Annotated in this window: 10 protein-coding genes and 1 riboswitch; all 10 genes read right to left on the bottom strand. The window is 66.4% G+C overall.

The window, feature by feature from the left end:
* Positions 1-20: 20 nt before the first annotated feature.
* Positions 21-1,880, bottom strand: a complete 1,860-nt coding sequence (gene cooS, locus AB1446_05190; GenBank protein MEW6546297.1) for an anaerobic carbon-monoxide dehydrogenase catalytic subunit — start codon at positions 1,878-1,880, stop codon at positions 21-23.
* A 225-nt stretch (positions 1,881-2,105) separates the two neighbouring features.
* Positions 2,106-4,058, bottom strand: coding sequence for a sigma 54-interacting transcriptional regulator (locus AB1446_05185; GenBank protein MEW6546296.1), 1,953 nt, complete (start codon positions 4,056-4,058; stop codon positions 2,106-2,108).
* 140 nt (positions 4,059-4,198) lie between these two features.
* Positions 4,199-5,191: a threonine/serine dehydratase gene (locus tag AB1446_05180; protein MEW6546295.1), complete on the bottom strand. Its 993-nt coding sequence runs from the start codon at positions 5,189-5,191 to the stop codon at positions 4,199-4,201.
* Positions 5,192-5,219: 28 nt separating this feature from the next.
* Positions 5,220-5,519, bottom strand: a complete 300-nt coding sequence (locus AB1446_05175) for a hypothetical protein (protein MEW6546294.1) — start codon at positions 5,517-5,519, stop codon at positions 5,220-5,222.
* Positions 5,494-5,814, bottom strand: coding sequence for a hypothetical protein (locus AB1446_05170; protein ID MEW6546293.1), 321 nt, complete (start codon positions 5,812-5,814; stop codon positions 5,494-5,496). Before AB1446_05170 ends, AB1446_05175 begins: the two co-directional genes overlap by 26 nt.
* A gap of 282 nt (positions 5,815-6,096) precedes the next feature.
* On the bottom strand, positions 6,097-8,331 hold the full coding sequence (locus AB1446_05165; protein ID MEW6546292.1) for an HAD-IC family P-type ATPase: 2,235 nt from the start codon (positions 8,329-8,331) through the stop codon (positions 6,097-6,099).
* 157 nt (positions 8,332-8,488) lie between these two features.
* Positions 8,489-8,953, bottom strand: a complete 465-nt coding sequence (gene ribE, locus AB1446_05160) for a 6,7-dimethyl-8-ribityllumazine synthase (protein MEW6546291.1) — start codon at positions 8,951-8,953, stop codon at positions 8,489-8,491.
* A gap of 37 nt (positions 8,954-8,990) precedes the next feature.
* Positions 8,991-10,196: a bifunctional 3,4-dihydroxy-2-butanone-4-phosphate synthase/GTP cyclohydrolase II gene (locus AB1446_05155; GenBank protein ID MEW6546290.1), complete on the bottom strand. Its 1,206-nt coding sequence runs from the start codon at positions 10,194-10,196 to the stop codon at positions 8,991-8,993.
* Positions 10,197-10,236: 40 nt separating this feature from the next.
* Positions 10,237-10,896: a riboflavin synthase gene (locus AB1446_05150; protein ID MEW6546289.1), complete on the bottom strand. Its 660-nt coding sequence runs from the start codon at positions 10,894-10,896 to the stop codon at positions 10,237-10,239.
* Positions 10,805-12,130 carry a bifunctional diaminohydroxyphosphoribosylaminopyrimidine deaminase/5-amino-6-(5-phosphoribosylamino)uracil reductase RibD gene (gene ribD / locus AB1446_05145; protein ID MEW6546288.1) on the bottom strand — a complete coding sequence of 442 codons (1,326 nt, stop codon included), beginning with the start codon at positions 12,128-12,130 and terminating at the stop codon, positions 10,805-10,807. The genes AB1446_05150 and ribD overlap by 92 nt, the downstream gene beginning before the upstream one ends.
* Positions 12,131-12,260: 130 nt before the next feature.
* A riboswitch (FMN riboswitch) is annotated at positions 12,261-12,426 on the bottom strand.
* Positions 12,427-12,604 lie beyond the last annotated feature (178 nt).

Here is a 12,604-nt window from a genome sequence, read left to right as displayed (position 1 = left end):
GGTCACCCCCTTCGTGTCGGCTAGATGCCCAGGCGGGCACGCTGCGATGCGATGTGGGCCAGGATCAGGTCGGCAGCCTTGACCGGGTCCTCTTCCACGGCGAAACAAGCCCCCACCAGGTTCTGGGCGGCACGGGTGAGGATGTCGGTGACGGCGCGGCTACCCAGCACGGGCGGCACGGTACCCAGCACGGTGAATACACCGGAAGCCACCACATATGCCCCGATGCTCACCGCCTTCTCGGACATCCACTCCGGGGCTACCCCGGCCACGGGCAGGTCGCTGATGTCCACTCCCAAGGCGTTGGCGATGGCAGCCGCCACGGTGAGAATGCGGCTGATATCCACGCAGGAGCCCATGTGCAGCACGGGCGGGATACCCAGCGCCCGACACACCCCTGCCAGACCTTTTCCGGCCAGCTCGGCCGCCTCGGGCAGCAGCAACCCCGCTTTGGCGCTGGCGATGGCGGCGCAGCCGGTCTCCACCACCAGCACGTCCTCGGCGATGAGCTTCCGGGCTATGGTCACGTGGCCCACGTCCTGCGGCACGCGGGGATTATTGCAACCCACCAGGGCGACGATGCCCTTGATCGTCCCGGCCTTGATGATGTCCAGCAGGGGATTCAAGGTGCCTCCCAGGGCGGCCAGGATGGCCTCGGTACTGAAGCCAGCCACATAGTCGGTGGCTTCGTGGGGGATCAGCAAGCGGTCTTCCTTGCGGTTGGGAAAATTGTCCACCGCCTCTTTGACGATGCGGGCAGCGGTGGCCAGGGCGTGCTCTTCTGAGAAGGGGATGTGGAGCGCGCCCGGGAAGCGCGCCTTGGGCGAGGTGGAAATGATCTTCGTGTGGTAGCACGATGCCACCTGGGGCAAGGACGGCATGATGCACTGGACGTCCACCACCATGGCTTCCACGGCTCCGGTGACGATGGCCAGTTCCTGCTGCAGGAAGTTGCCTGCCGCCGGCACCCCGTGACGCATCAGGATCTCGTTTCCCGTGCAGCACATGCCCGCCAGGTTGATGCCACTGGCACCCAGGGAACGGGCGTACTGGACCAGCTCCGGGTCCTGGGCGGCCTGGACAATCATCTCGGACAGGATGGGTTCGTGCCCGTGGACCACGATGTTGACGGCGTCTTCCTTCAGCACGCCCAGGTTAGCGCGGCCGCGTACCGGCACGGGGGTTCCGAAGAGTATGTCCGAGAGCTCGGTGGCCAGTATGGATCCGCCCCAGCCATCCGAGAGACCAACGCGCAGCCCGTGCAGGATCAGGCTGGCCGGATCGTTGTCTACCCCCATGTGGGTGCGGTGCATGGCCTCAACCACTTCCCGGTCGATGCCGCGCGGCGTGATGCCCAGTTTATCCCACAGGGCCCGGCGCTTTGCGGGGGCGCGGTTGATCAGGTGGAGGAACCCCTTGCGGGTGCCAAACTCATCCAGGGCCTGCTCGGCCACCTCCCGGGCGAGCCCCGCCGGCGTCTCGCCGTCAGGTTTTATTCCAAACTCGGCTGCTAGCCGGCGGAGCTTGGCCTCGTCCCTGATCCGGTAGTCGGGGGCCTTTCCGGTTGCAGCGCCAAGTAACGTTTCCGCTACGTCCCGCCCGTGGTCGGAGTGGGCAGCAGCGCCAGCGGCTATCGCCCGCAGCAGGTTACGGGCCACCATGGTGTCTCCGTCTGCCCCGCAGACCCCTTTCTGGGGGCCCTCTCCGAAGGGGTCCACCCGGCAGGGGCCCATGTTGCAATTGCGGCAGCACACCCCGAGGAGCCCGAACCCGCACTGGGGTTGCTGGAGGCGGTAGCGGTCCCAGGCCACCTCGATTCCTTCCCGCTCGGCCTTCTTAAGCAGGACGAGCGCGGCCGGGTCACGGCTCTTGTCCGGCACGGTAGTTTGCCTCCCTTCGCGGTTTTGCCGCGCGGCTTGTGCAAGAACCGTGCCATCAATAATCCGTACTGCTGGCAGCGGCAAATGCAACGGGGAGCTCGGCATTCGAGCCCTCCAGGTCGCCCGTACCATCCCGTGTATAACAACAGGGTGTCTTGTTAGCTTAACATGTCAAAAACTCTTGACACGGCGAACCCCCTCCCCCCGTCCGGGACGTCGGAGCCGTCAGCGCGGACGTTGAGGGGAGCACAGGCCCAGCCTGTGCATTTTGGCGTGGAGGGCCTGGCGGGAAATCCCCAGCATGCGTGCGGCCCTGGTCTTGTTACCGCCGCACGCGGCCAGAGCACGCAGGATTACCTGACGCTCCGTTTCTGCCACCGGCTCCCAGTGGCCGCGTTTTTCCGAGTAGCAGTGATACGTGCTTGGGGCTGCCGTGGCCGCGACCCCCGGCGGTGACTCCAGCATGCCCCACGGAAAGTCATCCGGTGTAATTTGGTCTCCGCGGCAAACGATTACGGCGCGCTCGAGGGCGTTCTCAAGTTCCCGCACGTTGCCCGGCCAGGGGTAACGCCGCAGGTGATCGAGGCACCCCGGGGCCAGGCTCAGGTGTTTCCCGTATGCACGGTTGAGCCGGGCCAGCAGTGCTTCTACCAGAAGCGGTAGATCCTCCAGGCGTTCCCGTAACGGAGGCAGGGCAATTCTGACCACCTCCAGCCGGTAGAGGAGGTCTGCCCGGAAGGCACCCGCCTTCACCATAGCGTGCAGGTCGCGGTTCGTGGCCGCTATGATGCGGGCATCGAGCCGCAGGGTGCGGGTACCGCCCAGGCGTTCGAACTCCCGGCTTTCCACCACCCGGAGCAGCTTGGCCTGCACCCCGACGGGAAGGTCGCCGATTTCGTCCAGGAACAGGGTGCCTCCCTGGGAAAGCTCCAATTTGCCTGGCTTGCCCCCCCTGCGGGCCCCCGTGAATGCCCCCTCCTCGTACCCGAACAGTTCGGACTCGACCAGTTGCTCGGGAACAGCCGTGCAGTCCACCTTGACGAACGGCCGGGAAGCTCTAAGGCTTGCATCATGGATGGCGCGCGCCAGCACCTCCTTGCCCGTGCCGCTTTCTCCGGTGATCAGTATGGTGGCATCCGTCTGGGACACCCGCTGGGCCAGGAGCAGGACGTTCCGCATGACCGGACTCGTGGTTTCCAGGGGACCGAATCGGCCATATCCCGCCGTGGTCCGCTCAAGGGCGATCCGATACTTGCGGGCCTCGCTTTCCAGTTCCGTGACCCGCCGGATGAGAAGCCTGGTAAGTTCTGAATCCACGCGATAACCCTGCAGCAGGACGCCAACCCGTGAGGCGTCTCTGAAGAGGGGGAGTGCCATAAGCACGAAATCGCAGGTTCCCATCTGGCCGGGCGTCCACACCTCAGCCTGCCCGGACTCCAGCACCCGCTGGATGCGATGGGGCGGGATCAGGAGGGCCTTGGGGCCGCGGTAGCAAGACCGGGTCAGCTCTTGCCATGACGAGTTAGCCTTCACGATTCGGCCCCGGTCGTCGGTCAGGGCCATGGCGATGGGCATCTCCGCGAAGATGAGGTCACCGAGGAACTCCGGCCGGCCCCCCCCTTGCGGGGAATCAGCGGGTGCAGCCCCCGGGCATGCCAGCCACCTCAGGCGAGAAAACTTGGCTGTCTGCACTGCACGCAGGGTGACGGTGACCAGCAGCTGGTCTTCGGACAGGGGTACTGGCGGCGTATCCTGGTCGGCCGGATCACTCGGGTATACCCGCATTTCGCAAAAACTGTCCCCAAGCCCCCAGCACCTGGTTTCCCGCACCCTCACCCACTGTCCACACGCCCGTTGTACGGCTCCGGCCAGGATGCCTGCTTCCAGGTAGCAGAGGGGGCGACCCACGTCGGGGAGACCGGAGCACGTTAGACAATCAAACCAGCGAAACACGATTGAACCCGGTGGCCGGCTCACCAGCTCGAGGTGACCCATCCCCAGCTCGTTGAGGCGGCTAACGATTTGCTCGAGCCCGTTTACAGAAAGCTTCTGCCCGATGCGGTGACCCGTGGAATAATAGAGGGCATCGGTGCTGGCCTGGGCATCGGGGGAGTCGAGTGAGGCAACCACGGACTTGATGCTGGCCTCTACCGCAGTCTCTGGGCTCTGTTGGGTCATGCTTGCCCCCCGTGTGCTAGTTCGAGGCGGAGCCCGTCCCCTCCTCCCAACGGGCGCATGGCTCTGCCTGCTTGCCGACGACGGACCCACTGAGCCGCGGCAGGCTGAACCGGGCCTCCGTACCCTCCAGTGTCCCTCTGCTAACAGCCCGAGGCGGAATCCGACCCTCCGGCGGAGTCTTGCAGAACCCTGTGCAAGAGCCGGGCATCCACGTTCCCGCCCGTCACCACGGCAACGGCCCAGCCGCCCTCCCCGATCTCGACCTTCCCGGCCAGCAGGGCGGCCACGGCGGCAGCACCGGCGGGCTCCGGCACCAGCGAGGCTTCCGTGATCAGTATCCTCATGGCCCCCAGGATTTCCTCGTCGGAGACCGTCACCACGTCGTCCACCAGTTCCTTAACCACGGCAAAGGTGAGATCTCCCGGGCGCCTCACGGCGATGCCGTCGGCCACTGTATGCAGAGAGGAGAGTTCCACCGGCTTTCCCTGTGCCAGGGACGCCCTGGTGGAAGCGGCCCCTTCCGCTTGCACGCCCACAAGCACCGTGCGGGGCGCCAGGGCCTTGCACGCCACCGCCACACCGGCCGCCAGTCCCCCGCCCCCGATGGGGAAAACCAGCACCTGCGGCTCGGGCAGATCCTCGAGCACTTCCAGGGCAATCGTGCCCTGGCCGGCCATGATGTCGGGGTGGTTGAAACTGGGGATGTACACCGCCCCCGTCTCCTCCGCCAACCGGCGGGCGCGAACCTGGGCGTCGTCATACGCCTGTCCGTGCAGGAGGACCTCAGCACCGTATTCGCGAGCCTTCTTCTGCTTGACCAGCGGTGCCCCCTCGGGCATGACCACCGTCACCTTAGCCCCAGCAATCCTGCCCGCCAGGGATATCCCCAGGGCGTGATTGCCGCTTGACGCCGTGACCAGCCGGAGGTCCGTGCCCGGGCGAGCATCCAGCAACTTCAGCACGCAGTTCAGAGCCCCCCGGAACTTGAACGCCCCCGTACGCTGGAAGTTCTCGAGCTTCAGCGCCACCCGGACGCCCACTCTCTTCCCGAGTGCCTCCGGGCTGACCAGGGGCGTGCGTACCACTTCAGTCCGGATGCGATTGCGAGCCTCGACCACGTCTGCCAGTGTCACGATTTGGTCCACAGCCGTTGCACCATCCCTAACCGCCAGGTCCCGCGGAAGCGCCCTGCCGCCTCGCACCGGGCAACCGCGGTCCTCCGAAGCGATAATCCTCCTCGACCACCACACGCCAATCCTGCAAGAGATGCAGCGTGGCCTCGAGCCGGGCTTCCCTCCCCAGTAGCTTCTCCAGCGCTGACAGGTATTCAGCGTTGTGCGTGACGTAACGGTGGCGCAAACCGAGCCTATCGGGCGCCTGGTCCATCAGCCGGTGCACCAGAGGGTCGCAATAACCGAGCAGAACCTTTGCCGCCTTAAGGTGTTCCCGCCTGGCCGGCACCGCGGCCTTCCCCTTTGAACAACCGCTCTATGTCCGAGAGGAGCAGGTCGGGGATGATAGCACTCTTCTCCAGGACGTCCGACGCCTTGGCCACCCAACGCTGCCAGATCACCCGCAGGTGCTCCTCGCTCATGGTCGGCACGGGGCCCTTCCCCTTGCCTTCACCTTCTATGTAGAAGATTTCCGAAGGCTTTGTCTCCCGCAGCCAGCGCACGACCGCACTCAGCGTCTCGAGGGCGGCCAGCCTCTTTTCGTCCATGGCCGCGCGTACCTGACGGATATCGTCCATGCCCATCACGCTCCCTTCCTGGTCATTGCTGACAGCTTTCGACCAGACGCACCCCTTCTCCTGCTTGCCCGGCTCTCGCCGCAGATCCCGCATCATGGCGGCGGGTCGCCCGATATCCGTACGGATGCACTCGTGGGGGCGGTGTAAAGTCACCCTACTCAGCCGGCGGGCTTCTGGTCTGCTAACGGGTTGCTAACGGATTGTTCAGGAGGTCCCGGGACGGCAACGGTTTCGTTTGAACGGTGGTGGACTTCCACATTGTGGCGGCACCCGCCCTTTCCCTGGGCATTAAGGGTTTTCAGTGGCAGGGTTCCGCCAGTCTGGATTTACCCACAGCATCTGGATAGGCAAGAGCGGGATGGGCAGCCGGGCCAGGGTGGCGCCCAGCATCACCAGCACCTCGCCCACGTTGCAGGAAAGCAGGTAGCGCACGAACTTGCGGATGTTATCGTATATCGCCCGCCCCTCGGCCACCGCTGCCACCAGGGTGGCAAAGTTATCGTCCTGCAGGACCATGGCCGATGCTTCCCTGCTCACCTCGGTTCCGGTGAGCCCCATGGCCACCCCGATATTCGCTTCCTTGAGCGCGGGGGCATCGTTGACCCCGTCTCCCGTCATCGCCACCACGTGGCCGTGGGATTTGAGGGCCCGTACGATGCGCAGCTTGTGAGCGGCCGAGGCCCGGGCGTACACCTTCACTGACGGCGCCAGTTCGTGAAGCCGTTCGTCGGTGAGGGCCTCCACTTCGGCACCGGTGAGTATGCGATCACCGGGTGCCAGCATTCCCACCCGCTCGGCCACTGCCCGCGCCGTGGCAGCATGATCACCCGTGATCATCACCGTGGCAATGCCCGCCCGGTGACAGGTGGCCACCGCGCGGCGCGCCTCCGGCCGCGGCGGATCGGCCATGGCGGCCAATCCCAGGAAAACCAGATCCCGCTCCACGGTCTCCGGGGTGATTTCCGCAGGCAGGCCATCCAGTTCGCGGTAAGCCAGAGCCAGCACGCGCAGGGCGCGGCGGCCGTACCCTTCGTTGCGGGCGGCGATCTCACCGGCAAGCTGGCGATCCAGGGGCCCCGCTCCCCGGGGGCCCAGCGCCCGGCGTGACATCCCCAGGAGCACATCGGGTGCCCCCTTGACGAACGCAACGTATTTGCCCGGGCGCGAGCGGCACACCACGCTCATGCACCTGCGCTCGGGTTCAAAGGGGATCTCACCCACCCGCGGCCATTCACGCTCCAGTTCTTCCCGCCACATCCCCGCCTTGGCCGCGGCCACCAGCAGCGCCGCCTCGGTGGGATCCCCCTGCACCTCGCACCCCTGGCCCCGGCGCACCAGGCGGGCATCGTTGCACAGCACGCCGGCCAGAAGCGCCATTTCCACCTGCGGCGGCAAGAGTTGCCCGCCCACACCCGGGCCAGGCGGGGGCTCGAAGGACCCCCGGAGCTGGTATCCTTCGCCGGTGACGCGCCACTCCTGGCCGGCTACCCACAGGTACTGCACCGTCATCTCGTTGCGGGTGATGGTCCCCGTCTTGTCGGCACATATGACCGTGGCGCATCCCAGGGTCTCCACGGCCGGCAGGCGCCTGACGATGGCCCGGCGCCGGCTCATACGCTGTACCCCCAGGGCCAGGCAGATGGTCACCACGGCCGGCAACCCTTCCGGGATGGCCGCCACCGCCAGGCTCACCCCGGAGAGGAGCATGAAGTAGGGAGCTTCGCCCCGCATTACCCCCAGGGCGGCCACCAGGGCGCACACGGCCAGGCATCCCCACACCAGGCGCCGTCCCAGTTCCTCCAGGCGACGCTGCAGGGGGGTGAGTCCCTCATCCGCCTCGTGGATCAGCCCGGCGATGCGACCCATCTCGGTATTCATCCCCGTGCTGACCACCACCGCCTTCACCCGGCCCCGGGTGATGGTGGTTCCCGCGTATACCAGGTTCCGTCGTTCCCCCAGCGCACGCTCCGCCGGCAGCACACCCGCCACCTTGCGCACCGGAACCGATTCGCCGGTAAGGGCTGCTTCTTCCGCCTCCGCCCGGTATGCCTCCAGGATGCGGCCATCGGCGGCCACCCGGTCTCCGGCCTCCAGAAGCAGAACGTCGCCGGGCACCACCAGATGCGCGGGCACCATCACCTCCCGCCCGTCCCGCAGCACGCGGGCAGTGGGGGCGCTCAGCGCCCGCAGTGCTTCCAGCGACCTCTCCGCCCGGTATTCCTGGATGAACCCCAGCCAGGCATTGAGGATGACGATGGCTATGATGGTGAGGGCGTCTGCGACCTCGCCCAGCAGGCCGGATATGGCCGTTGCCCCCAGCAGGACGAGCGACATGAAGTCGTCGAACTGGGACAGGAAGAGACGCCAGGCGGGCGTTCGCCTCTTCTTGTGGATGGAATTGGGACCCACCCTTTCCAGCCTGCGCGTGGCTTCCTGTTCGGTCAGACCCTTTTCCGCGTCCGCCTGCAGCATCCCCAGGACCTGATCGGCGGGAATGGCATGCCAGGCAGGTGCTCCCTCCACGTTGCTCCTCCCCCCGTGCAGGTGCGCCCCATGGGGTTTGCTCCCCGGGCAAGCCCGCCCTATGGGTATGCCCCCGCGCGATCCGTCATGCGCGGGCAGGCAAGTCACGAGGGGACGTCCCGCCGGCGGTTGCGCCCTCCTGAGACGGGTCGGGCTCTCAGGCGAGGTGCCGGCGCAGGTTTGCCATCTCGATCGCCGCCTGGGCGGCGTCGAATCCCTTATTGCCCATCTTGGTCCCCGCCCGCTCGATGGCCTGCTCTAGGTTGTCGGCGGTAATTACGCCGAATATGGTGGGGACGCCCGTGTCCAGCCCTACTTTGGCGACCCCCTTGGTCACCTCGGCGGCCACGTACTCGAAGTGGGGCGTGGAACCACGGATGATCGCCCCCAGGCATATCACCGCATCGTAACGGCCGGAGCGGGCCATGTGCAGGGCGATGGACGGGATCTCGAACCCGCCCGGCACCCAGGCCACGGTGATATCGTCGTCGGACACCCCGTGGCGGGACAGGGCATCCAGGGCGCCCTCCAGCAGCTTGGAAGAAATGAACTCGTTGAAGCGGCTGACCACGATACCCATCTTCAGACCCTGTCCCAGCAGCTCGCCCTGATATACCTTCACTGTCCTGACTCCTTTCTCCTGATCGGCCGACTCCCTGCTAATCGTCCAATCCGTCCAGCAGGTGTCCCAGTTTCTCCCGCTTGGTTTTCAGGTAACGCGCGTTGACGTGGTTGGGTTTGATCTGTATGGGGACACGATCGACGATCTCCAGCCCGTATCCCGCCAGCGCCGCGTACTTGCGCGGGTTGTTGGTAAGGAGCAGCATGCGCCGCACGCCCAGGTCGGCCAGGATCTGAGCGCCGGTGCCGTAGTCGCGGGCGTCGGGGGGGAAGCCCAGCTTCAGGTTGGCTTCCACCGTGTCCAGCCCGGCGTCCTGGAGAGCATACGCCCGTATCTTGTTGGCCAGGCCGATGCCCCGTCCCTCCTGGCGCATGTAGAGCACCACTCCCCGGCCCGCGTCCTGCACCATGTGCATGGCCCGGTCCAGCTGCTCCCCGCAATCGCAACGCAGGGAACCGAAGGTATCGCCGGTGAGACACTCGGAGTGCACCCTCACCAGCACGGGCTCGTCCCCCCCGACCTCCCCCTTGACCAGCGCCACATGGCACTTGCCCGTGAGCAGGTCCTCGTAAGCGTGAAGCCAGAACTCGCCGTAACGGGTGGGCAGCACCGTGGTGGCGATGCGCTTCACCAGCCGGTCGGTGTGCATGCGGTACTTGATGATCTCTTCGATGGTGATGATCTTCAGGCCGTGCCGCCGGGCGAACTCCTTGAGTTGGGGGAGGCGGGCCATGGTGCCGTCCTCGTTCATGATCTCGCAGATCACCCCGGCCGGGTACAGCCCGGCCATGCGGGCCAGGTCCACCGCCGCCTCCGTATGGCCGGGCCGGCGCAGCACGCCCCCTTCCTTGGCGCGCAGGGGGAAGATGTGACCCGGCCTCACCAGGTCCTCGGGGCGGGTGGCAGGGTCGATCACGGCCTTGACCGTCATGGCCCGCTCGTGGGCCGATATCCCCGTGGTGCAGTGGCGGGAGTCCACGGAGACCGTGAAGGCGGTGCCCATGTGGTCGCCCGACCCCGGGACCATGATAGGGATCTGCAATTCATCGAGGCGCTCGCCCACGATGGGCAGGCATATCAACCCCCGGCCGTATTTGGCCATGAAATTGATGGCCTCGGGCGTGACCTTCTCGGCCGCCATCACCAGGTCGCCCTCGTTCTCACGGTTCTCGTCGTCGACCACGATCACCATGCGGCCCTGGCGGATTTCCTCCAGAACCTCCGGTACAGTGGCAAACTCCACGTCCCCTGCCCCCTCCCTCACGCGTGCGGGCCAAAGTCCCTCACAGGAACCCCACCTCTCGCAGCCGCTCGACACTGATGCCCCCCTCTTCTCCCGACCCCCGCCCGGCCCCCTCCCCGGCCAGCTGAAGCAGGTGCTTCACGTAGCGAGCCAGGATGTCCACCTCCAGGTTGACAACGTCCCCGGGCTTCCGCCTGCCCAGGTTGGTGACCGCCCGCGTATGGGGTATCAGCGATACCCAGAATCGTCCCTGCTCCCCGCCCGGGTCCCGCCGCGTGCCGGCTATGGTCAGGCTTACTCCGTCCACCGCCACCGAGCCGCGCGGCGCCAGGTAGGGCAGTAACTCAGGCGGGGTGGCGATGTCCATGATCACCGCGTCGCCATCCGGCCGCAGGGAAGCGACAGTCCCGGTGGCGTCCACGTGACCGGTAACGAGGTGACCGCCCAATCGCCCGCCCAGGGAGAGCGACCGCTCCAGATTAACGCCGTCACCCGGCGCCAAATGTTCCAGGTTAGTGCGCCGCAGGGTCTCCGGCATGGCCTGTACGACGAACCGGCCACTCCCTGCCCGCACCACCGTCAGGCAGACGCCGTTTACCGCCACGCTGTCACCGGGCCGGAGGTCTTCCCATACCCGCCGGCAAGATACCTCCAACTCCGCGCCCTGCGACGTCTGACGCCGGGCTCGTACCAGCCCCACCTCTTCTACAATCCCGGTGAACAACTCGTGCCTCCTCCTCCCGAGCCGCATTCGCACTACCGGAGTGACAGTTCGGCGTCTCCCCGTCTCTGACCACGTAGGCGGTGACCAGGATGTCTTCACCCACCCGCTCCACCGAAACGTCCCGCAACCGGCAGGCGTCCTGCAAGCGGGCCACACCTTCCCCTCCCAAAGGAGAAGGTGCTCTCTGCCCCCCTATGAGCAAGGGGGCCAGGAAAAACATGATCTTGTCCATCCATCCTTCCGCCAGGAAAGAAGCGGCCAGGGTAGGACCACCCTCCAGCAGCACCGACATGATGCCCCGCAACCCCAGCGCTCGGAGCAGTGGCCCCAGATCCACCCGTCCTTCCCGGGGCGGTAACTCGATCACCTCTACCCCCGGCATGGCCTCCAGTGCCGACCTGGTTTCCCTGTCCATGGCGGCCGTGGTTGCCACCAGGGTGGGAGCAGGAGACCCGGACTGGAGCAGACGGGCCGTGAGGGGGATGCGCCCCCGGCTGTCCACCACCACCCGCACGGGATCCCGTCCCCCTTCGATGCGGGCGGTAAGCAGAGGATCATCGGCCAGCACCGTCCCAACCCCCACCACCACGGCGTCGCAGCGGTCGCGCAGCCGGTGCACCAGGCGTCTCGATTCTTCTCCGCTGATCCAGCGGGAGTCCCCGCACGCCGTGGCCACCTTGCCGTCCAGGCTGAGGGCGGCCTTGTAGGTTACAAAGGGGACTCCTGTGGTGATGTATTTGCAGAATGCCTCGTTCAGGCGACGGGCTTCCTCCTCCCGGCAACCCACCTGGACCTGCACTCCCGCCTGCCGCAGCTCCTCTGCGCCGCGCCCCGCCACCCGCGGGTTGGGATCGAGCATGGCCGCCACCACCCGCGCCACGCCGGCGCGTACCACCTCCCGGGTGCAGGGAGGGGTACGCCCGAAGTGGCAACACGGCTCCAGGGTGACGTAGAGGGTGGCACCCCGGGCCGCCGCCCCCGCCTGGCGCAATGCCACCACTTCCGCGTGGGGTTGTCCCGCCGCCGCGTGGTATCCCTCACCCACGATGCGACCGTCCTTGACTACCACCGCTCCCACCATGGGATTGGGACTGGTGCGCCCGGCTGCCCGCTCTGCCAACTCCAGGGCCCTGGCCATGAAGTATTCGTCGATGCTCCCTAACCCCTTCTCCGTAAGGCATCCCCTCTCCCGGCTCTGGCCACGGGGCATGGTGGCAGTACCAAAAATTGAACCCCGGCCGCTGGGGCTCGGGGCTATGGCTCACACACGAGGCGTCGCCGCCTCTTCCCCCACGCACGCGCCGGCCAGGTGTGCCGGGCGCAACTACCGGGGGAAGCACGCCTTCTCCCATCCAGACTGTACTGTCGGCTCCGGAATTCCACCGGGTCTGCCACGCACGGGTGCCGTGGTTCGCGGGCTTTCACCGCCGGTCAGGAATTGAAGGACTCGGCCGCGGCGGTGACCGTCACCCGCCGCAGGCGCCCTTCTCACCTTGCCCCGAAGGCCCGTTATACACTTTTACTCAATTGTACCTGCTGGTACATCCGCCCGCAAGCCCCCGCGTTGCCTCACGTAAAAAGTACTCGAAGCGAGGTCGTTGCCTCAAAACCAAAAGGTACTCGAAGGAGGCGACGGCCAGATGTTTCGAAGCCTAGACCATCCGGAATCGACGGGGGATGGTCA

The organism is Bacillota bacterium (assembly GCA_040757085.1).
Taxonomy (GTDB): domain Bacteria; phylum Bacillota; class Sulfobacillia; order JACIYH01; family JACIYH01; genus JACIYH01.
The sequence above is the reverse complement of the archived record's forward strand: the minus strand, read 5'-3'. Positions and strand labels throughout refer to the sequence as shown.

Excerpts from the sequence above, each read along its gene's own strand:
- AB1446_05185 (MEW6546296.1), bottom strand. The coding sequence starts at position 4,058 with ATGACCCAACAGAGCCCAGAGACTGCGGTAGAGGCCAGCATCAAGTCC.
- AB1446_05170 (MEW6546293.1), bottom strand. The coding sequence starts at position 5,814 with ATGGGCATGGACGATATCCGTCAGGTACGCGCGGCCATGGACGAAAAG.
- ribD (MEW6546288.1), bottom strand. The coding sequence starts at position 12,130 with ATGCCCCGTGGCCAGAGCCGGGAGAGGGGATGCCTTACGGAGAAGGGG.